Origin of the sequence: Marinobacter halophilus (assembly GCF_003007685.1) — a bacterium.
Taxonomy (GTDB): Bacteria; Pseudomonadota; Gammaproteobacteria; order Pseudomonadales; family Oleiphilaceae; genus Marinobacter; species Marinobacter halophilus.
This window is the reverse complement of sequence record NZ_PXNN01000017.1, coordinates 261,240-282,072: the sequence shown is the minus strand read 5'-3', so window position 1 is coordinate 282,072 and position 20,833 is coordinate 261,240. Positions and strand designations below refer to the sequence as shown.

The 20,833-nt window shown below is 58.4% G+C and carries 22 protein-coding genes and 1 other RNA gene; 21 read left to right on the top strand and 2 right to left on the bottom strand.

What is annotated here, in order from left to right; all coding sequences use genetic code 11:
* Positions 1-22: 22 nt before the first annotated feature.
* Positions 23-943 (bottom strand): D-hexose-6-phosphate mutarotase, encoded by a 921-nt coding sequence (locus tag C7H08_RS15170; RefSeq protein WP_106673080.1) that lies wholly within the window; start codon positions 941-943, stop codon positions 23-25.
* A gap of 108 nt (positions 944-1,051) precedes the next feature.
* On the opposite strand from C7H08_RS15170, the gene C7H08_RS15165 reads away from it, so the two are divergent.
* The 21 genes from C7H08_RS15165 to C7H08_RS15065 all read left to right on the top strand — a co-directional run bounded on the left by C7H08_RS15165 (position 1,052) and on the right by C7H08_RS15065 (position 20,186).
* Entirely contained in the window at positions 1,052-1,813 is a 762-nt protein-coding gene (locus tag C7H08_RS15165) for a 2OG-Fe(II) oxygenase (RefSeq protein ID WP_227663294.1), read from the top strand.
* Between the two features lie 80 nt (positions 1,814-1,893).
* Positions 1,894-1,990: signal recognition particle sRNA small type (gene ffs / locus C7H08_RS15160), an RNA gene on the top strand.
* A gap of 110 nt (positions 1,991-2,100) precedes the next feature.
* Entirely contained in the window at positions 2,101-3,879 is a 1,779-nt protein-coding gene (gene dnaX / locus C7H08_RS15155; RefSeq protein WP_106673079.1) for a DNA polymerase III subunit gamma/tau, read from the top strand.
* Between the two features lie 4 nt (positions 3,880-3,883).
* Positions 3,884-4,207 (top strand): YbaB/EbfC family nucleoid-associated protein, encoded by a 324-nt coding sequence (locus tag C7H08_RS15150; protein WP_106673078.1) that lies wholly within the window; start codon positions 3,884-3,886, stop codon positions 4,205-4,207.
* A gap of 39 nt (positions 4,208-4,246) precedes the next feature.
* The gene (gene recR / locus C7H08_RS15145) at positions 4,247-4,849 is read left to right on the top strand and encodes a recombination mediator RecR (protein ID WP_106673077.1); all 603 of its coding nucleotides are present in this window, start codon (positions 4,247-4,249) and stop codon (positions 4,847-4,849) included.
* Between the two features lie 16 nt (positions 4,850-4,865).
* Positions 4,866-6,017, top strand: coding sequence for a ribonuclease D (locus C7H08_RS15140; protein WP_106673076.1), 1,152 nt, complete (start codon positions 4,866-4,868; stop codon positions 6,015-6,017).
* Positions 6,014-6,307 carry a YcgL domain-containing protein gene (locus C7H08_RS15135; protein WP_106673075.1) on the top strand — a complete coding sequence of 98 codons (294 nt, stop codon included), beginning with the start codon at positions 6,014-6,016 and terminating at the stop codon, positions 6,305-6,307. The genes C7H08_RS15140 and C7H08_RS15135 overlap by 4 nt, the downstream gene beginning before the upstream one ends.
* Positions 6,304-6,750: a YcgN family cysteine cluster protein gene (locus C7H08_RS15130; RefSeq protein WP_106673074.1), complete on the top strand. Its 447-nt coding sequence runs from the start codon at positions 6,304-6,306 to the stop codon at positions 6,748-6,750. The genes C7H08_RS15135 and C7H08_RS15130 overlap by 4 nt, the downstream gene beginning before the upstream one ends.
* Entirely contained in the window at positions 6,750-7,094 is a 345-nt protein-coding gene (locus C7H08_RS15125; protein WP_106673073.1) for a hypothetical protein, read from the top strand. Before C7H08_RS15130 ends, C7H08_RS15125 begins: the two co-directional genes overlap by 1 nt.
* 37 nt (positions 7,095-7,131) lie before the next feature.
* Positions 7,132-9,192 carry a VWA domain-containing protein gene (locus C7H08_RS15120; protein ID WP_106673072.1) on the top strand — a complete coding sequence of 687 codons (2,061 nt, stop codon included), beginning with the start codon at positions 7,132-7,134 and terminating at the stop codon, positions 9,190-9,192.
* A gap of 18 nt (positions 9,193-9,210) precedes the next feature.
* Positions 9,211-10,053: an AAA family ATPase gene (locus tag C7H08_RS15115; RefSeq protein ID WP_106673071.1), complete on the top strand. Its 843-nt coding sequence runs from the start codon at positions 9,211-9,213 to the stop codon at positions 10,051-10,053.
* Positions 10,054-10,075: 22 nt separating this feature from the next.
* The gene (locus tag C7H08_RS15110; protein ID WP_106673070.1) at positions 10,076-11,254 is read left to right on the top strand and encodes a vWA domain-containing protein; all 1,179 of its coding nucleotides are present in this window, start codon (positions 10,076-10,078) and stop codon (positions 11,252-11,254) included.
* Between the two features lie 460 nt (positions 11,255-11,714).
* Positions 11,715-12,194, top strand: a complete 480-nt coding sequence (locus C7H08_RS15105; RefSeq protein ID WP_106673069.1) for an AraC family transcriptional regulator — start codon at positions 11,715-11,717, stop codon at positions 12,192-12,194.
* 6 nt (positions 12,195-12,200) lie between these two features.
* A complete protein-coding gene (locus tag C7H08_RS15100; protein WP_106673068.1) occupies positions 12,201-13,853 on the top strand; it encodes a tetratricopeptide repeat protein in 1,653 nt (550 codons plus the stop codon).
* Complete coding sequence (gene bamD / locus C7H08_RS15095; RefSeq protein WP_106673067.1) at positions 13,850-16,666, top strand: outer membrane protein assembly factor BamD; 2,817 nt, start codon at positions 13,850-13,852, stop codon at positions 16,664-16,666. The genes C7H08_RS15100 and bamD overlap by 4 nt, the downstream gene beginning before the upstream one ends.
* Positions 16,656-17,156, top strand: a complete 501-nt coding sequence (locus tag C7H08_RS15090) for a tetratricopeptide repeat protein (protein WP_106673066.1) — start codon at positions 16,656-16,658, stop codon at positions 17,154-17,156. Before bamD ends, C7H08_RS15090 begins: the two co-directional genes overlap by 11 nt.
* Positions 17,153-17,497: a hypothetical protein gene (locus C7H08_RS15085; protein ID WP_106673065.1), complete on the top strand. Its 345-nt coding sequence runs from the start codon at positions 17,153-17,155 to the stop codon at positions 17,495-17,497. Before C7H08_RS15090 ends, C7H08_RS15085 begins: the two co-directional genes overlap by 4 nt.
* Before the next feature lie 25 nt (positions 17,498-17,522).
* A complete protein-coding gene (locus tag C7H08_RS15080; RefSeq protein ID WP_106673064.1) occupies positions 17,523-18,170 on the top strand; it encodes a MotA/TolQ/ExbB proton channel family protein in 648 nt (215 codons plus the stop codon).
* A 42-nt stretch (positions 18,171-18,212) separates the two neighbouring features.
* Positions 18,213-18,743 carry an ExbD/TolR family protein gene (locus tag C7H08_RS15075; RefSeq protein ID WP_106673063.1) on the top strand — a complete coding sequence of 177 codons (531 nt, stop codon included), beginning with the start codon at positions 18,213-18,215 and terminating at the stop codon, positions 18,741-18,743.
* Positions 18,740-19,228 carry an ExbD/TolR family protein gene (locus C7H08_RS15070; protein WP_106673062.1) on the top strand — a complete coding sequence of 163 codons (489 nt, stop codon included), beginning with the start codon at positions 18,740-18,742 and terminating at the stop codon, positions 19,226-19,228. The genes C7H08_RS15075 and C7H08_RS15070 overlap by 4 nt, the downstream gene beginning before the upstream one ends.
* Positions 19,221-20,186, top strand: coding sequence for a TonB family protein (locus tag C7H08_RS15065; RefSeq protein WP_227663293.1), 966 nt, complete (start codon positions 19,221-19,223; stop codon positions 20,184-20,186). The genes C7H08_RS15070 and C7H08_RS15065 overlap by 8 nt, the downstream gene beginning before the upstream one ends.
* Before the next feature lie 14 nt (positions 20,187-20,200).
* On the opposite strand, the gene C7H08_RS15060 is transcribed toward C7H08_RS15065, so the two are convergent.
* Entirely contained in the window at positions 20,201-20,686 is a 486-nt protein-coding gene (locus C7H08_RS15060) for a MaoC/PaaZ C-terminal domain-containing protein (protein WP_106673061.1), read from the bottom strand.
* Positions 20,687-20,833: the final 147 nt, after the last annotated feature.

Below are 20,833 nucleotides of genomic sequence, written 5' to 3'. Positions count from 1 at the left end.
TCAATGGTTAATTAGGTGGCTGCTATGCCCGGCCGATAAAGACACCCATGGTGTGGCTCTGGCCTTCATTTAAAACCCGGTAATCGGCGGCTGCATTGGCTGTTTCGACGCACAGCATTTTTTGCCAGGCGTTGTCGGGAAAATCCGAAAGCCGTTTGGCTTTCTCAGGCCCTGGATTCCAGACCACGGTGGAATCGCTGCCCACTGCGGTGAGTTTGCACTTGCCTGTGGGGGTGACCATGGTCAGCGGTTCGCCGGATTCATAAATTCGATCGATTTCGCCGTCAATGTAGATAGGGCCTTCCTGGCTGAAATAATCCCAATTTTTCAAGGTATCCACGTATTGGCTGTTGCCCAGCCCAAGTAACCGGGTGCGGCTGATATCGGTGGTTGGCAGGTAGGTGTGCAGGGCCTGGCTGAACGCCAGTGGTTGTCTGGACAGGTTGGTGGTGGTCAGGGCGATCTGACAACCACGCACCGAGAAGCTGAACGTGATCAATGCCAGCGCATGGCCATCCCACTGCTCGGCAAAATCTTCGTTGGCTTTGAGTGACAGGCTGATCTCCACCTCGTGGGCGCTTTCCCGGACATCTTCGAAGTGCCATACGGCGGTTCGGGCAAAGCCGTGCGCGCAGGGGCTCAGAGTGCGTTTGCGAATCTCTGGCGGATTTTTGGCCGGGTCGCCAAACCAGGGCCAGCACACAGGGACGCCCCCTCTGATCGCGCGGCCCGGTTGAAATTTGGCCAGCTCGCTTAACCAGAGCCAGTTGTTCTGGTCTCTCGGGGAGAAGTGGCTCAGGTGCGCGCCTTGCAGGAAGACGGTGGCCTGGAACAAAGGGTGATATACCTCCAGTGCTTCAAGCTGCCCCACGGTTCGCCAACGGGTGAAAGACCATTGCCCGGGGGTTACGGAAACCGGAGGTTTGTTCCTGCTTTCAGACATGGTGAGGTACGTCTTCCTTAAGTGTATCTGCTTAGCCAGAGAGTAAATTAAAACCGCGCTGTCGGCGAGTTTGATCATACAATAGCCGAAAACTTGAGGGGCGCGTTGATGGAGTTTCAAAACCGTGGAGCGGTGATCATTCCGATGCCAGAGACGCTTTTGGCGCGTGCTGATGGCATTATCAATTCGGCTGTCGGCGATGCGCTGGTTACCGGCTTTGACCTGAGCGAGAAGGTACACCCGGTTGATGAGCAATGGCTTGATGAGCTGGCAAAGGGTTTGGCTGAGCAAGCCTGGCTGTCGCTGGATCTGTCGGCCCGATTGCCGGCGGGCTTGTTGGCGGCTTTGCGCAATGAAGTGACCATATTGCACAAATCTGAAGCGATGAGCCGGGCCGGTATCGGCCGGGGGGCGGATTTGGTGAAAGACTCCAGCGTACGCCGCGATAAGATTGCCTGGCTGGAAGGGTTCAGTGAACCCCAGGCGTGCTTGTTCAGTTTTTTGGACCAGCTCAGGAAAGGCTTGAATCAACGACTGTTTCTGGGCTTGAAACGATTTGAGGCCCACTACGCAACCTATCAGAGTGGCGATTTTTACAGACGCCACGTCGACAGTTTTCGGGGCCGGGCCTCACGCATGATCAGTCTGGTGCTGTACCTGAATGAGGACTGGGGTCTGGAAGACGGTGGCGAGTTGCAGCTGTTCAGTTCAGGCAATGAGTGTTCGCCGGCAGGTCTGGTGCGCCCGGAGGCAGGTCGCGCGGTGCTGTTCCTGAGTGAGGAAGTGCCCCATGAGGTATTGCCTGCCAACCGCACCCGCTACAGTATTGCCTGCTGGTTTCGGCAGGACGAAGTGCCCTTACCGTTATAGGGCGTTGTAGTCGGTAAACCCTTCTGCTACTATTCGCGCCGCTTTCGGGTAAACGTCCCGAAACGCCGTTATGGTGGCCCCATTGGTGCCTCCGCAACACGATACCGTCAACCCGGTCAGGCCCGGAAGGGAGCAGCCGAAGCGGTGGATGTGTGTGCCGGAGGATCGCTGATGGGGTCACCCCCAGATTTTCCCCTCGCGTTCGTCTTTTCCTGAAACAGCTTTGCTTCTTCTGAATGCCGGTCCATGCTATTGTTAGCCCCGGATTTTTCATCAGTTGACGGATCATGAGCTACCAGGTTTTAGCCCGAAAATGGCGCCCCCGTACCTTCCAGGACATGGTAGGGCAAGAGCATGTGTTGCAGGCGTTGATACACGCACTGGAACACCAGCGTTTGCACCATGCCTATCTGTTTACCGGCACTCGCGGAGTGGGCAAGACCACCATCGGGCGATTGCTGGCCCGCTGTCTCAACTGTGAAACCGGTATTACGCCCAATCCCTGTGGCGAATGTGACAGCTGCAAGGAAATACTCGACGGCCGCTTTGTTGACTTGATCGAAATTGATGCGGCCTCCCGCACCGGTGTCGACGACATGCGTGAGCTGACTGACAACGTGCAGTACTCGCCCAGCCGTGGCCGCTTCAAGGTGTACCTCATCGACGAGGTGCATATGCTGACCAATCAGTCGTTCAACGCTTTCCTGAAAACCCTCGAAGAGCCGCCTGAGCACGTCAAATTCCTGCTGGCCACCACCGATCCCCAGAAGTTGCCGGTTACGGTATTGTCCCGTTGTTTGCAGTTCAATCTGAAACGGATGACGCCCGAACACATTGTCGGCCACCTGAAACATGTACTGACCGAAGAGCAGATCCCGTTTGAAGACCCGGCCTTGTGGCTGCTGGCCCGGGCCGCAGACGGCAGTATGCGAGACGCCCTGAGCCTGACCGATCAGGCCATTTCCTTCGGCAATCAGAATCTGGCCGCCAGCGATGTCAGCACCATGCTTGGCACCATTGACCAGCGTGATATCGAACGCATTGTTGCCACTCTGGTTGAGCGGGACGGCCCGGGCCTGCTGGCGGAAATCAGCCGTATCGCGGATTTTGCGCCGGATTACGCGGTGATTCTTGCCGATCTGCTCTCCCTGTTTCATCGGGTTACTATGGAACAGGTGGTGCCGGGCAGTGCCGATAATGCTCTGGGCGACGCTGCCCAGGTGCAGGCTCTGGCCCGCAAGCTGAGCGCAGAAGATGCCCAGTTGTTCTACCAGACCGCTCTGATGGGCCGAAAAGATCTGGCTGTTACGCCAGATGCCCGCATGGGCTTTGAGATGACCCTGTTAAGAATGCTGGCGTTCCGGCCGGGTGCGGATCGCCGGGAACCACCGGCGGTTTCTTCAGGCACCGGCGACAGCGCAGGGCATGCTGAACCAGAACCCGAGCCTGCGGCGCCCCAACAAGCGCCAACTCCGGCCTCTGCACCAGCTGAGCCCGCACCTGCGCCAGCAACTGTCCCTCATTCCAGGGCTGCAGAGCCCTTGGGGCAGATGCCAGAGCCGCCCGCCATGGATGCTCCGCCATGGGAGCCAGAACCGGGCGACCAGCCGGTCGAAACAGGCACTGCGCCTGCCGAACCGGCGCCACTGCCGGTTGAAGACGCGCCGGCCACGATGGATGGGTTTGTTTGGGAGCGAGATTTCCGACAGCTGGATATTAACGGCATGCCGGGCAACCTGGCCAGTTACAGCGCCATGGTGATGGATAACCAGACCGTGGTGCTGACCCTGGACGAAGGCCATTCAAGGCTATTGAATGCGCGCCACGAAGAAAAGATTCTGGCGGCCTTGAGATCCCGCTTTGGCGACGCCACTGAGTTAAGAATAGTGCAGGGCGAGCCGGGCCCTCATACCCCGGCCGCCTGGGAAGAGCGCCAGCGAGTCGCCAGGCAGCAGTTTGCGGAAACCTCGATACGGCAAGATCCGTTGGTGAAAAGTATTGTTGAACGATTTGAAGGGCGGGTGGTTGAAGAAAGTATCCGCCCCATCGAAACAGGCAGGAGATAGACGCATGATGAACAATATGGGCGATCTGATGAAAAAGGCCCAGCAGATGCAAGAGCAGATGCAAAAGGCCCAGGAAGAAGCCGCCAAAGCCGAAGTGACTGGCGAGTCCGGTGCTGGCCTGGTCAAGGTGACCATGAATGGTCGCCACGACGTACGTAAGGTTGAGATTGATCCTTCATTGCTGTCGGAAGAGAAGGAAATTCTTGAAGACTTGATGGCGGCCGCCGTTAACGATGCGGTGCGTCGGGTTGAGGCAAACCAGAAAGACCAAATGTCTGGCATGATGTCTGGTATGGGCATGCCGCCCGGCTTCAAGATGCCGTTCTAGATTCTAGCCGTCGTCTGCCATAGTCTTTGAGGAGTGTTCATGGCATTCAGCCCCCTGGTTGATGAATTGGTTGAGTCCCTCCGGTGTTTGCCGGGGGTCGGCCAGAAAACCGCACAGCGCATGGCGTTTCATCTGCTGGAGCGTGGCCGTTCCGGTGGCACCCGGCTGTCGTCGGCGCTGAGCCAGGCGATGGACGGCGTGCGCCGTTGCGACAGTTGCCAGAACTTCTCCGACACTGAAATCTGCCAGATCTGCGACAAGCCCGCGCGCCGCACCGGCACCTTGTGCGTGGTCGAAAGCCCGTCTGACCTGTTGGCCATCGAACAGGCCGGTGATTACCGGGGCAGCTACTTTGTGTTGATGGGCCATCTTTCGCCCATCGATGGCGTCGGTCCTCAAGAAATCGGCATTGAGCGCTTGCTCCGGCGGGTTCGCGAAGAGGGCGTGACCGAGCTGATACTGGCGACCAACCCGACCGTAGAGGGTGAGGCAACGGCCCACTACATTGCAGATCGTCTGGATGGTCAGAACATTCTGATCACGCGCCTGGCTCACGGTATTCCGGTGGGTGGTGAGCTTGGCTATGTTGACGGCTTCACCCTTACCCACGCATTCCGGGGCCGCAAGCCCTTGTCTGACTAACGTTTCAGGTTTCCCCATGACTCATACCGCATCGGCCGTTACCGTTCCTCCGGCCCCGGATACTGTTCGCTGGATTCGCGAACCAGAAGCCCTGGATCAGTGGCTGAACGGCTTGCCTGCCGGCGCACCCGTGGTGCTGGATACCGAGTTTGAGCGAGTGTCGACCTTCTATCCGATTCCAGGACTAGTGCAGTTGGGCGCCGAAGGTGACTTCTGGCTGCTGGACCCGGAGGTTGCGGAAGCCTCCGAACAATTCCGGCAGATGCTGGCCGACCCGGAACGCCCTAAACTGCTGTATGCCATGAGCGAGGACTTGGAGCTGTTCCGACACTGGCTGGGTGTGGCACCGCAGGGCTTGCTGGACTTGCAGATTGGCGCGGCGTTGGCAGGTGCCGGCTTCTCGGTTGGCTACGCTCGGCTGGTCGAATCGTTGTTTGGTGAAACGCTGGACAAGTCAGTTACCCGATCTGACTGGCTGGCACGGCCGTTGAGCCCAGAGCAAGAACGCTACGCTATTGATGATATCCGGTTTCTGCAGCCACTCCACACCTGGGTGTGTGAACAGCTTCGGGCGCGGGGCCTGGAGCAGGCGATGGCGGATGAATCCCGTCGCTTTGCGGACGAGGCAGCCCAGCAGGAAGAACCGGAACAGCATTATTTGAAGCTGCGCGGTGGCTGGGTTCTGACACCCGCCCAGCAAGCGATTCTCCAGGCGCTGGTTATCTGGCGCGAGGCCGAATGCCGACGCCTGGACCGGCCCCGCAACCGGGTGCTGAACGACGCGCTGTTGATTGCCATCGCCGAACGTTGCCCGAATTCTCTCCGGGAGCTTAACGATGTCCAGGGCGTGCCGGGTGGTATCGTAAAGCGTTACGGCGAGCACTTGCTGGAACTTATCCGTAACGCCAAAGAGGCGGACCATTCTGGCCTGGAACTGATACCAAGGCCACTGACCCGGGATGAGCAGGCGTTCTATAAGCAGGTCAAGCGATGCTTTAAGAAAGTTTCAGAAGATACTGATATACCAATTGAATTGCTTGCACCGAGAAAGCGTTTAGAAACCGTGGTTCAGGGTCGAACCCTGACTGGTAACCGATTTTTTGAGGGCTGGCGAAAAGACGTCATTGCGCCGGCTCTACCCGAACTCGAGGAATTACTCAGACAATGAAAGACCGTGAATTTGTGTCGGTATTTCGCAGCAGTAAAAAAAGCGACACCTATCTGTATGTTCGCCGGGGCCAGAAGTGGGAAGATTTGCCTGAGGCATTGCGTTCCATTTTTGGTAAGCCGGTCCATGCCATGGACCTGCTGTTGAGCCCGGATAAACAACTGGCCAGAACGTCCGGGCAAGAAGTACTGGCAGCGCTGGCAGATAAAGATTTCTTTCTGCAAATGCCTGAAGAAACCGAAACCTACATCGTTGATTTCCGTCATAAAGCTGAGCAGCGTAGCGAATGATTGCACAGATTCCCTTCTGGCAGCGCAAACGCCTGCATGAGATGACGCAGCCGGAGTGGGAATCGCTGTGTGATGGTTGTGGGCAGTGTTGTCTGCAAAAGCTTGAAGATGAGGATACCGGCGAGGTTTACCATACTGAGCTGGTGTGCCGGTACATGGACAGCCAGACCTGCCGTTGTACGGTCTATGCCGAACGGCTGACGAAGGTACCCGGCTGCACGGTGCTGACACCAGATTCGGTAAGTCAGTACCATTGGCTACCGTATACCTGTGCCTATCGCACACTGGCGGAAGGGCGGCCGCTGGCAGACTGGCACCCGCTGCGCACCGGCGACCCGCAATCCGTACACCGGGAGGGCGCGTCTGTGCAGGGAAAAGTGATGTCTGAAGACCGCGTTCCGGAAGAAGACTGGGAAGACCACATAATTCACTGGGTTCTGTAATGATTGATACTGATGCTTCGTTAGCTTACGGAATATTCTGGGCGGCCTATGCGCTGGCCTTTGTTGTGTTCTTTTACATGATGAAATCGCTGTTCCGGCTTCTGCCTTTTTACGGACTGCGCACCTTGTTGCTGTCGGCGTTGGTGGTGTTGCTGCTGACCCCGGTGGAATCCGCTGAAATTGCTGACTGGTGGATACCGGCCTGGCTGTTTGCCGGTTATGAGCTGATTCTGGGTGAAGCCGATGCTGCGGGCAGGGCGATCTTCAACTTCACCCTTGCGGCGGTCGCTATGTTGCTGGTGTGGATTCTGGATCTCGTGCGGTACCGTCTGGTGCGGAAATAATCAGATATTCCAAAACAATAAATAGGCAACAGTGGCTATGAAGCGAATTCAGGAAATCCTGCTGGTAGTGATGTTCATTCTGCTACCAGTACAGGTGACAGCACAGGACCCCGCACTGACGCTGCCGCAAAAGGCTGATGTGCGCATTATTGTCGACATGTCCGGGTCGATGAGAGAAACCGACCCGGAAAATCTGCGCCGGCCCGCAGTGCGGTTACTGGCCCGTATGCTTCCGGCTGGCTCTGAAGCCGGGCTCTGGACCTTCGGGCAGTACGTCAACATGCTGGTGCCTCATGGTCCTGTTGACGACGCCTGGCGCGATACCATGGTTGAGCGCTCTGCCCGGATCAATTCCGTGGCCCTGTATACCAACCTCGGGCTGGCCCTGGAAAAAGCGAGTGACGACTGGCTCTCCGACGGCACCCTCGAAAACACCCATATCATTCTGTTGAGCGACGGCAAGGTCGATGTGCCCGGAGGTGATGCCGCCAGCCGGGTGGAGGAACAGCGCATTCTCGGGGCGCTGTTACCGTCGCTGATCGCCAAAGGCGCAACCATTCATACCGTCGGCTTGTCTGAACGGGCAGACATCACCTTCCTGCGTCGGTTGGCCAGGGAAACTGACGGCAGTTTCCGGCTCGCACAGACCGCGGAGGCGCTCAATCTGGCCTTTGCCGATGCACTGAACACCGCCGTGCCTCAGGAACAGATTCCAATCGAGGGCGATGGCTTTGCGGTGGACGAGGGCGTTAACGAATTTACCGCCCTGATCTTTTCCGGTCGGGCGTCGGGAGAAACCCGTGAACTGGCGCTGGCAGCACCGGATGGCGAACCCTTCACCGTGGAGAGCGTTCCGGGCAACGTGCGCTGGGCCGCGGAGCCGGGCTACGACCTGATTACGGTCACTGAACCGGCGCCGGGCCGCTGGCGTATTGTTGGTGATCTTGGTCAGGGCAGTCGGGTAACCGTGGTCAGTGACCTGCGCATGGCCGTGAGCCAGATACCGCCGGAGTTTTCTGAGGAAAGCCCGTTCAACCTTGAAGTTGCCTTCTTTGAAGAATCGGAGCCACTTAAGAACGCGGATTTTCTGGGTGTGATGCAGGTAAGCCTGTCGATCACCGCCAATGACGGTCGCCAGGGCACCAAGGTGCTGTCTGGTGAACAACCGCCGGAAGACGGCGTCTATCGGGATAGTGTGACCCGACTGCCGGCACCGGGCCGATACCAGATTGATGTTGTTGCCGATGGTGGCACTTTTTCTCGGAAATTCAGTGCTATGACGACCTTTACTGTGCCTGGCGAAGAGCCGGCGCTGGAAGTGGTGTCGGAGCCGATGGTGCCGGATCTCAGCGAGCAGGTGGAGTTGCCGATGCAACCGGAGCCAGCCCCTGAACCCGCGACTGAGCCTGAGGTAACAGCGCCGGAGCCGGATGTTGTGCCGACGGAGCCTGAACCGGAAGCAGAGCCGGTTATTGATACCGACAGCATTCAGGAGCCTGAAAAGGGCATGCTGTGGGGCATTCCGGTTTGGCTATGGGGTACCGTGGCAGCGCTAGTGGTTGCGCTGATCGGTTTCGGCCTGTTTGCCTATCGGCAGAAGAAGGCCCGAATCGAAGCAGAGCAAGCCGCTGCTGCCAGCCGAGAGACCCTGGATGATCTTCTCGAGGATGAGTCGGTGCCGGTTGTGGCAGCTGCGGTTACGGAAGAAGAACTGGAACCTGAAGCCGAGCCGGAAATTGAAGACGAGCCGGAAATTGAAGACGAGCCGGAGATTCCGGAGGTTACCGAGGCGGTTGAGCCGGAGGACACGGACGCGTTGAAAACAGAGCCGGAAGATGACGATATCCCGGTCGCTGACGATGCGGTGTTTGATGAGCCTGAGGACGAAGCTGTTCCAGAGCCAGAGCCAGAGCCAGAGCCAGAGCCAGAGCCAGAAGATGACGAAGACGAGTTCGGGCTGGAAGATTTCGATCTGTCCGAATTCGACGATCTGCCGGATTTTGAAGACGAGGACAACAAGTCGGAGGCCGATGATTCGGTGCCTGACAAGTCTGAGGCTGACAAATCCGACAAAGACGACAAAGATCAGAAAAAGTAACCAACAGGAAACAGACACATGAAGTTTACCGGTACCGAAAGATACGTAGCCACCGATGACCTGCAGATGGCGGTTAACGCCGCGATTGCACTCCAGCGCCCGTTACTGATCAAAGGCGAGCCCGGCACCGGAAAAACCCTGCTGGCGGAAGAAATGGCTGAATCGCTGGGCCTGCGATTGATCCCCTGGCATATCAAGTCCACCACCAAGGCTCAGCAGGGCTTGTACGAGTACGATGCGGTCTCGCGGCTGCGGGATTCGCAGTTGGGGGATGAAAAGGTCAACGATATTCGCAATTACATCGTCAAGGGCAAACTCTGGGAGGCCTTCGATGCGGACGACCAGGTGGTGTTGTTGATTGATGAAATCGACAAGGCCGACATCGAGTTTCCGAACGATCTCCTGCTGGAACTGGATCGCATGGAGTTCTATGTATACGAGACTCAGGAGTTCGTCAAAGCCCGTAAGCGGCCGATTGTGGTGATCACCAGTAACAATGAGAAAGAATTGCCGGATGCCTTCCTGCGTCGCTGTTTTTTCCATTACATCAGTTTCCCTGACCGCGATACCATGAAAGAGATCGTGGATGTGCATTTCCCGGGCCTGCAGCAACAGGTGGTTCGCGATGCCCTGGAAGTGTTCTTTGATGTGCGCAAGGTGCCGGGGCTGAAAAAGAAGCCTTCAACTTCCGAGCTGATCGACTGGCTGAAGCTGCTGATGGCTGATGAGCTGTCTGCCAAGGCCCTGCAGGAAAAAGACAGCAGTTCGGCGCTGCCGCCGCTGTACGGTGCGCTGGTGAAGAACGAACAGGATGTTCATCTGCTGCAGAAGCTGGCGTTTATGGCACGTCGCCGCAACTGATCACTGGCAAGAGTTCTGCAATATGTTGATCGATTTTTTCCTCGAAGTGCGCCGGGCCAGGGTTCCGGCCAGCCTGCGAGAGTTTCTGGACCTGCTGGAAGCAATCCAGCAGCGCCTGGCCTTTGCGGATATGGAAGAGTTCTATTACCTGGCACGTGTGTGCCTGGTGAAAGACGAACGGCACTTCGACAAGTTTGACCGGGCCTTTCAGGCGTATTTTGAAGGCATCGAGAACCTCGACGATCTGCTGGAAGCATTGATTCCGGACGACTGGCTGCGGGCCGAGTTCGAGAAGCATCTGTCGGATGAAGAGAAGGCCAAGATCGAGTCGCTTGGTGGCCTCGAAGAGCTGATCGACACCTTCAAAAAACGCATGGAAGAGCAGAACGAGCGCCATGCCGGTGGTAATAAATGGATTGGTACCGGCGGCACCTCACCGTTTGGCGCCAACGGCTACAATCCGGAAGGTTTTCGCATCGGCCAGAAAAATGGCCGCCACGGCCGGGCAGTCAAGGTCTGGGAAAAGCGCGAATTCAAGGATCTGGACGACAGCATCACGCTGGGGCTGCGGAACACCAAGGTAGCCCTGCGGCGATTACGTAAATTTGCCCGCCAGGGCGCAGCCGACCAATTGGACATGGACGACACCATTCGTTCAACCGCCCGTAACGCCGGCTACCTGGACCTGAAAATGGTGCCGGAGCGGCACAACGCGGTAAAGGTGCTCATTTTTTTCGACGTGGGCGGCTCGATGGACCCCCACGTGCGGGTGTGCGAGGAGCTGTTTTCGGCGGCCCGGCTGGAGTTCAAGCACATGGAATATTTCTACTTCCATAACTTTGTCTATGAAAGCCTCTGGAAGAACAATATCCGCCGCATGAATGAAACCATGAGCACCTGGGACATCCTGCACAAGTATTCACCCGACTATAAGGTGATCTTTGTCGGCGACGCCACCATGGCGCCCTACGAGATCACCCATCCGGGCGGATCGATTGAGCACTGGAACGATGAGGCGGGCGCCACTTGGTTTCAGCGGATCTCAGAGCACTTCCGTAAGGTGGTCTGGCTGAATCCGTTGCCAGAGAGTTACTGGGGTACCGGTGGCTCACTGGGCATAACCAAACAGTTGGTCAATAATCATATGTATCCCCTCACCATCGAGGGGCTCGAATCCGCCATGAAGCAGCTGAGCAAATAGCCCGGCTGCCGGGTGATCCGTCAAAAAAAAGCCGACGCGGTTGAGGGCATCGGCAAAGCTCGGCATTTCAAGCGGGGGTTGCCCAAAAGGCGCTCCCGCCGCTTTCTTTTTAGCAAGCCTCAGGCCATCGTAATTTAATGGCTATCTATCAACGACATGGCTTCAATTTCCGGCCTCGTTTCCTGCTTATTCCTGAACTTCACGCCCTTTTTGTTAAATAACTCGACGCTTTTTCTGCCTCAACGATCGTGAAATCCCCATTTGGTGAAATGGATACCGTTCTTGGCTGTTAACGGGTGTTACTCTTTATTTCGAATTGTTACGGCGAGTTATTTCGAATGGTTACTGCGCGTCGTGAATTCTATGCACGCGCTCGCACGGCAGGAAAATTATGTTCGGCACACAAAAATCAAAACACTGCCGGATTTCCCCATGGAACAGGGGCATTCAGGTATCCGGAATGGTTGCAGCGTTGGTCGTCACTTCGGCGGCCGGGGCATCACTCGATGAAGAAATCGACCGTCTTACGGCGGAAGTCAGTCGCCACTCGGCATCGGTCCACTCGCTGGAACAACAGCTGTTGCACCCCGTGAATACTCGCGTTGCGGTGTTTCTGACACTGCAAAATCACCAGGCTCTTGATCTCGACTCCGTTGAACTGTTCGTTAATGATCAGCCGGTGGCATCCCATCTCTACAGTGCCACCGAGCGCGCCTCGCTGGAGCAGGGTGGGGTGCAACAACTGTTTGTCGGCAACATGGCCGATGGCAGCCACCAGTTAAAAACCGTGATCAATGCGCGCGCCGCTAACAGACGGTTTGTCCGACGGGAACTGGTCCACCGGTTCCAGAAACGCCCCGGTACCCTGCGCTTGCAGATGACTCTGGATGCCCGGGCGCCGGACTACGAGCCGGAAGTGACCTTCGTGGAATGGAACTAGCCAGGCATGAACCGTTCAAGTCGGCAAATCACCCGGTCGCTTTTCGCTCTGTTGATGGCAATGCCTTCAGGTTTTTTGCCTGTCCATGCCAGCGAATTGGTGCCGACAGAGCTTGCCACAGGGGTCACTCGTTTTGCCCTGGACACCGGCAGTCTGGCACCGATTATCGATCTGGTGCCCCAGCTCAAAGGCGATTCGGCCGACTATCTCAGAGCGCGGACTCTGCTGAGCATTGGCCAGCGCCAGAAAGCCAAGGCCCTGTTTGAGAGAGTGTTTGCCGGCGAGGTTCATCGGGCTGAGGCGGCACTTGAGCTGGCTCGGTTAGCCGAGGCCAGCGATGAACGGAAATCCGCCGTGGATTGGTATCAGGAAGCCAGTCGCGTCGGCTTCGGTGAGCTTCGCCAGCAAGCCATGCTTGGCCTTGCCGACCTGGAGCGTGAGCAAAGTAGAGCTGACCGTGCCGGTCAGTATCTGGCCAGCATGGAGGACGGTTACTGGGCGGCGGTAGGGTACATGAACCTGGCCGCCAATTTTGCCAGCGAAGACCTCAATCCGTCTCGAGCCTTGGTGGCTCTAAGAGTTGCCATGGCCATGGCGGGGCAAGATCAGGACCAAAGCCGCAGTCGCGATCTGCTTGACCAACTCTATCTGCGTGCGGGCTATCTTTCGGTGCGTAACGAGGAGTACGACAAGGCGATCGACTTCCTCGAAAAAGTCTCTCTGGAAAGCTATTACACCCCCCAGGCGCTCTATCTTCATGGCCTGGCCCTGGCTGAAAAAGGCAATCACCGGGCCGCCATGCAAAGCTGGCATCGGGCCAAGAAATTCCCCCTGGCATTTCCGGGGGTAACCGATGCCTGGCTGGGTATGGGCCGTGGTTATGACCTTGCCGGCTATCCCGGTCAGGCCGGTGAGGCCTGGCTGGCGGCCAACGCAGCCTACGAAGGCGAGCGGGTTACCCTGGACAAGCTGGCGCAAAGAGTTCACCAGGAAGGTGCCTATAAGGCGCTGGTTGAGGATGCACGCGGAGCTGATACCCAATGGTTTCTGGCCGACAGTCGAACGCTGACACAGCCACGCCTGGCCTATCTGCTGCGGTTTCTCGAGGGCGCCGGCGCTCAGCTCGCCGTGCGTCGGGTGGCGCGGCTCGATGATCTCACCCGCACCCTCAGCGCCCACCAGCACGATCTGGACGTGTTCATTCAGGCGCTGTCAGCGAATTTGGCATCCGCTGGCCAGGCAGGTGGCCCGGGCCCGGGGGCACTGGCTGATCAGCACAGTCAGCTGAAGAGCGCGCTGGCTCAACTAAGAAGTCAGGTCGCGAGCCCGGAACAGGCGGGCAAGCTCGGCAATCTTGAACAGTTGCTTCAGGCAAGTAATAAAAGACTCACCTCATTGGACCAAAAGGTTGCTGCCCTGCCTGACGTTCTTAATGCGCAGCTGGCTGAAGCCCGGGAGCTGCGGGCGGGCGTTGCCCGCTTGCAAACGCAGGTCAGCCAGGCCCGTGTCTTAGCGTCTACGATGCTTGATAAGCAGGTGTTGGCGTTTGTTGTGACGGAGCAGCAGCGCATGGTGCATGCTCTCGACAAAACCGAACAGCAGATTGCACACCTGTATGAGTATCTGGCCCTCGAAACCATCGGGGAGGGTGCGCGATGAGAGGGCTGGCCATTTCCAGAAAATTTGCTGGCTCGGTGATGATCTCGGCGATTCTGGTCGGCAACGCCTTCGCCCAGGAGTCGTTCCGGGTTGAACTGGGCCAGGATGGCGAAACCCTGGGCGATATGCGCCCGGTGTTCCTCAAGTTCGAGAGCCGCCCGCTACCGGCCATCTCGCCGGAAGAGGTGGCGCGCCGATATCAGAAGCTGTTTGAGCACTCCGATGAGCCAGAGGTGCGCATTGATGCGCTGAACCGGTTGAACAATATCCGGAATCAGTCCGGTAGCGACATCGGCTTTTCATACGAGGAGCAAGCGGTCGTCTATGAAGAGGTTCTCGGGAGCTACGAGGACATTCTGGCTCGGGGCTCGTTTTCTGGTCGGTTGGATGAGTTGCTGTATCAGATGGCAAAAGCCCACGCTCACACCGGGCAGCATGAAGAGTCGATCCAGCGTCTTAAGCAGCTTGTGGGCCTGTACCCGCGCTCGGCGCTTGTGCCGGAGGCCCGCTTCCGGATTGCCGAGGCCGCTTATGCCAGCGGTGATTATCCGTCGGCAGAAACCGGATATCGACAGCTGATCGACAGCAATGTCAGCCAGGAATTGTCGACGAAAGCGCGGTACATGCTGGGTTGGAGTCAGTTCAAGCAGGGCGCCCAGGCATGGCCGCGGGCCGCTGACACCTTCATGACGCTGCTTGACCAGCAACTGCCAGACCAGGCTCGGCTGGCGAACCCGCCGGTATCCGGCCTCGACATGATTGAGGACAGCTTTCGGGTGATGGCGCTGATGGCATCCAGATCCGGTGATGCCCGTACATTGGTGTCCTGGTTTTCGGGCCGGAGCGATGCCGCCTGGCATCACCTGGTGTATGACCGGCTGGCGGACTTGCATGCGCTGGAGGGGCATTACGCCCGAGCAGTCGCTATTAATGCGGCGTTTGCGACGCGGTACCCGGATCATCCGGCCAGCGCCGAATTTCTGGCCCAGAGCGTCGCCTTCTGGCAGAAGGCCGGTGACGGCGAGCGCGCCCGGGAAGCAAGGGCCGGCTATGTTGCTCGTTACGACTCTGAGTCTGAATATCGAGCCCTGGATCTACCCCAGCAAGCGACCTGGCGGGACTACGCCCGGTTCCTGGGTGATTACTATTACGCGACTGCGACCGAGCTGTATGCCGCCGGCCGTTCGGCAAACGCGGCGGACGCCTGGAGCAACGCCGCGGGCTACTACGAAGTGCTTGCGGATCATTCAGGTTCCGCTGGTGAGTTGTTGCATCTGGCCGGCGACGCTCGTCTGCAGGCGGGAAACCCGGCCCAAGCGATCTTGAATTTTCGCCGCGCCGCTTATGGTGCTGACTATGAGCGGGCGGCCGACGCGGGTTGGGCGGCCGTGAGAGTGCTGGAATCAAGGCTTGATCCGCAGGCAGAGCGCTCAGCACTGACGGCGCTCAGCGAAGAAGAGCGGCGGTTTGGCGCGGCTTTTTCCGGGGATGAACGCCTCGCTGGCTTGCGGGCCGATCTGGCGAATCGGTGGTATGAGCTTGGTGATTACGATCAGGCACTGAATTACGCCAGAGCGACTCTGACGCTGGAGGGGGCGGCGCCAGACCAGCGCTATGCCGCCTGGCTGGTGACCGCGCGGGTCCGGCAGCGCAGTGGTGAATTCGGCCTTGAGGAACGAGCCTGGCGCCAGGCACTGACTCTGGTCGAACAGGTGCCGTCCCTTGAGGGCGCACCAGGCGAATCTGAACGTATCAGGGGGCAGCTGGCAACAGCTATCTATCGGCAGGGCGAAAAAGCTGCAGCCAATGGCGATGCCACGGTCGCGGTTGCTCACTTCCAGCGCGTGAGCTCGGTACTGCCGGGTTCGGAGGTGGCCATCAAGGCGCGCTTTGACGCCGCCAATACTCTGCTTAAAGCTGCCCAGTGGCAGACGGCGATCAACGAGCTGACCCGGTTCAGAACCGATTTTCCGGACGAGCCACTTGCCCGGGAGGTCAGTGAAAAGCTGGTGTACGCCTACCGGGAGTCCCGGCAACCGCTGAGAGCTGCGGATGAGCTGTTGCGCGGGGCAGAACAGGCGCCAGATCCCTGGTCACTGAAGTTGCGCGCGGCCGAGCTCTATCACCAGGCCGGGGCGACGCAAGACCGAAATGCCCTTTACCGGGGCTGGCTGGCCATCGCGCCTGGCCCGCAGAACGGGGCCGATCATCTGCAACAACAAACCCTGCGTCAGCGCCTGATTGAGTCAGAGTCAGGCCCAGACCTGGGCCAGCTTCGCCAGGCCCTGGTGGCCCGAGAGGCTGACAGCCGCTGGCACTCGGATCAGACCTTGCTCTGGGCCGGCGAAGCGGCGCTGGTACTGGGTGCCGAAGCGGCCGAGAGCTTTGCCCGGATTGCCCTGGTGCATCCGCTGGCAACGTCCCTGACCCGCAAGCAGCGCGCACTGGAGCAGGCTCAGGGCTATTTTCTCGAGGCGGAATCGTTCGCCGGGGAGGCGGTGCAGTCCGAGGTGTTGTACCGCCGCGCCGAGCTCTACCGCATCCTCGCCAAAGATCTGATGGCGTCGGAAGTTCCGCAGGAGCTCAATGAACTGGAAACCATGCAATACCAGATGTTGCTGGAAGAAGAAGCCTATCCCCTGGAGGAGCGGGCCATGGAATTGCATTCCCGCAACCACGGACGAATCGCCAGTCACGGTTTTGATGCCTGGATCGAGCGCAGTCTGGAGGCTCTGGCCGATATGCACCCGGGTCGTTACGACCGGGAACTGCGCTGGATGAGCTGGAACATGGAGGGTAGCGATGATGTTTAAACCATTAATGCATCACCTGCGCTGCACACTGCTGGTGGCTGCCTTGGCCGGCCTGACGGCCTGCGCCTCGGCGCCGTCCGGGCCGACACTTGCCGAGAAATCGTTGCAACCGGTGTACGCCCCCGAACAGGCGCGGGCATGGTGGCAAACCGGCCTGCAGGCGCATCAGCAAGGGGATGTGCACGCCGCCATTAAGGCCTGGCAACGGTCGGTGGCGCTGGACCCGACCCACGCCACCACCGTTAACAATCTTGCCCTGTTGCTGAAAAAGCAGAATCGCTTTGTTGAAGCGGCCAGCCTGTTAGAGCAGGGCCTGGACGCTGCGCCGGCCGTCGCGGAACTGCATTACAACCTGGCGGTGATTTCGGAGCTGTACCTGCTCGATCTCGAAAAAGCGCTCACCCACTACCAACACTATCGGGCTCTGGCAGGCGAAGACGACAAACTGGTCGCCGGCTGGATTGCCGATCTTGAGCGGAGATTGCAATGAACTACGTTCGCTTATCCATCGGGTTACTGGGCCTGTTTTGCTTGCTGTGCCAGCCGGTAATGGCTGACCAGGCTGAAACTGACGAATCATCCCGTCCTTCGCTGCACGTAGCAGGCATTTCCGCCAGTGTCGGCGAAGATGATCCGCGGGTGCTGTACATCTTGCCCTGGCAAAACCCAAGCCTGCCAAGGCGGCCCAGGGCCGAGCTCAATCAACAGGCGGCCAACCTTGTTCAACCTTCTTCGCCCCGGGTACTGGAGAGCCATCGCCAGTTCCGGGATTCCCTGAACCCACTGGTACTGGCGCCAACACCGATTGGCGCCAACCGGGGCCAACCGTGACCCAGCAGTAGACGGAGACAAGCACATGCTCGATACCACCATTCGTTTTTTTCAGGAAGGCGGCCCCTTCATGTATCCCATTGCTCTGGTACTGGCCCTGGGCCTGGCCATCACCCTGGAACGTTTTCTATACCTGGGAACGGTGCGCCGGCGCAACCGGTTGGCGTTTGAGCGGGGCATTCTTCCGGCTCTGCAAAAGCGGGATTATCAGCGCGCGATGAAAGCCGCCGCCAGTTCCGACAGTGCCATTGCCTCGGTACTGGGCGCCGGCATTTCGCGCCTGCTCAATAACAGTGGTCGCGAAGACATCGAATACGCCATGGAAGAGGGTTTGATGGAAGTGCTGCCCCGGCTCGAAAAACGCACACAGTACCTGGCGACGCTGGCCAATGTGGCAACTCTGCTGGGGCTGCTCGGAACAATTATTGGCCTGATTGCTGCCTTTACTGCGGTCGCTGCAGCCGATCCCGCACAAAAGGCGACTCTGTTGTCTGAGAGTATTTCGGTGGCGATGAACACCACGGCGTTTGGCCTGATGTCGGCCATTCCGTTGTTGCTGTTTCATGCCCTGTTGCAGACCCGTACCAATGAAATTGTCGACAGCTTTGAAATGGCCGGCGTCAAACTCCTGAACATGGTGTCGGATCCAGACGCCGCTAAGGTGGCCGCCTGATGACCTCCGTCTTCCAGCCAGCGTAAACAGGAGTGTGGCGATATGAGACGCAGACATCGCAGGTTGACCACTCAGGCCGACCTGGACATCACCGCGTTCCTGAACCTGATGATTGTTCTGGTGCCGGTGCTGTTGCTGGGCATGGTGTTCAGCCAGATTCGTATGATCGAGTTGAATTTCCCCGGGATGGAAGCCGGGCAGGCCCCGGATGCCGAGAACTTTCGGCTGGTGGTTACGGTGATTCCCGGAGGGCTGGAGATTGCAGACAGCGAACGGGGCCTGATTGAGGTGTTACCGGTAAAAGAGGGGATTCAGGATTATCAAGGCCTGAGCGCAGTGCTTCAGCAAATCAAGGCCCGTATGCCGGACAAGACGGATGTGACACTCGAAGTGGGCCCTGATGTGGATTATCAGACACTGGTGTCGGTGATGGATGCGGTGCGCGCCTATCCGGCGGTGGTGGCCGCCAGTGTGGTGAGCGCGGAACTGTTCCCGGATGTATCTCTGATGGATGCGGATGAAGACCGGGTGCTTGCGGAGCGGGCGCAATCGGGCAAAGGGGAGGGCGCATGAAAACATCACGCCGGGCCCGTTTGCGCCTGCGTCATTATGGCCGCATGCACAAGGCCGGGGGCCTTAATCTGGTTTCATTGATGGATATCTTCACCATTCTGGTGTTCTTTCTGATGGTGAATTCCTCCGACGTCAAAGTGATGCAGAATACCGCCGATGTGCCCTTGCCAACCTCGACCGCAGAGAAAGATGCGATCGAAAACCTGACGGTTCAGGTCAGTGGTCAGTCCATTCTGGTGCAGGGCCGGGAGGTGGCGCGGCTGGACGGCATCGAAGCCACCGACACCCACATCGCAGGCTTGTCGGAAGAGCTGGCCTATCGCCGCAGCTGGTGGAGCGAAGTGCCGGATCAGGGCCTGGAAGTGACCATCATGGCGGGCAAAGATACCGACTACCGCCTGCTGCGTAAAATCATGCAAATCTGCGTCGATGAACAGTTCAGGCAGGTTCGCCTGGCGGTTGAGACGGAGGTGCGCAGTGGTTGAACGTACGGCGCGCTCTATTGGCTCTATCAACTCGCGGCTGCCCTGGAGTAAGGACGGGGCAGAGCGTATTCGTTTCGGAGCGATACTGGCGCTGGTGCTGGCGGTGTTCCTGGTGCCGGCCATTGTCATTCCGTACTTGCAGGTCGCCGAACCGGATCGGGCCGAAGTTGAACGCATGCCGCCCAGGCTGGCGCAACTGGTTGAAGCTCCGAAGCCCGTTGAAATCGAACAACCGGAAGCGCAGCCGGAACCGGAACCAGAACCGGAACCAGAACCAGCAGTCTCTGAGCCAACACCGATCGTGGCTGAGCCCGAACCTCGGCCCGTCCCGGAGCCTGCCGCTGCCGAGACCCGCGAACAAACCACCGAACAGGCTCGTGAGACCGCTGCCCGCTCCGGCCTGTTTGCCATGAAGGATCAGTTGGCGGCATTGCGGGCGCCAGAATCAGTGGCCCGGCCGGACAATCGATCGGCAAACATCAGTCATGGACGTGTTGATTCCGAGGCGGATTTCGCCGATCGAACGCTGGCGGGCAGCGGTGGTGTTCAAACTCGGGAAGGGCCGGTCCGAGCGGTTGAGCTGGCGCAGCATGACGTCAGCAGGGTGTCTGCACCTCAGGAAGCTGAGCCTGCGGTTGCGCAAAGCGCGCCGGCTCGACCTTCCCTCGGTGAAAGGGCGATGAGCAATATCCGGCAGGTATTTGACGGTCAGAAGAGCGTGCTTTATGCCTTATATCAGCGTGAGCTGCGCCAGGATCCGACACTGGAGGGCAAGGTCACTCTGGAGCTGGTGATTGAACCCGACGGGTCGGTGTCGGCCTGTCAGGTGGTCAGTTCCGAGCTTGGCAATCCGGCCCTGGAGCAGCGGATTGCCATGCGAGTACAGATGTTCAACTTTGGTGCGGCCAGCGTGGAAGCCCGGAGGGTGCGATTCCCAATCGATTTTCTTCCGGGGTGATTGGTGGGCCTGGCTCAGCTCTCGATGGTGATTTTGGGCAGGCGTGGCTTCTTAAGCGAGACCTTTTCAGTGGGAGCAATCACCTTGGCCTCGCCAGTCACGACTTTTTCATCGTTCTGGTTGCGGACATCACAATCAAAGACCACCCGGTTCTTTGGCTCTTTTCGCAGCACTTTCAATGTAACTGTCAGGGCGTCATCCAGCCGGACCGGGCGCTTGAAGGCCAGGCTCTGTTCCAGGTAGATGGTTCCGGGGCCAGGCATAACCGTTGCCAGCGCCGCTGAAATCAGCGAACCGCTCCACATGCCATGGGCGATACGCTCCTTGAACATGGATTCTGCGGCAAATTCCGAGTCGAGATGCACCGGATTTACGTCGCCGGATACCGCGGCAAACAGGACCAGCTCGTCTTCAGTAAGCGTTCGGGTGAAAGTGGCGGAGTCGCCCTCGTTCAGTTCTTCGTAGGTGATATTTTCCAGGGTGTCCAGGGTATCGCTCATCACGGGCTCCGGTGTATGAAGGGAAGGTACAGTTGTACCGTTCAATGCTTTGAAAACTACCTCATCGTTAACAAAACTGCTATTCTCTCCCGACTTTTTTAAGGCTGAGACTTTAGTCGGGTTGATTTTATGACCAGATCAGCCTTG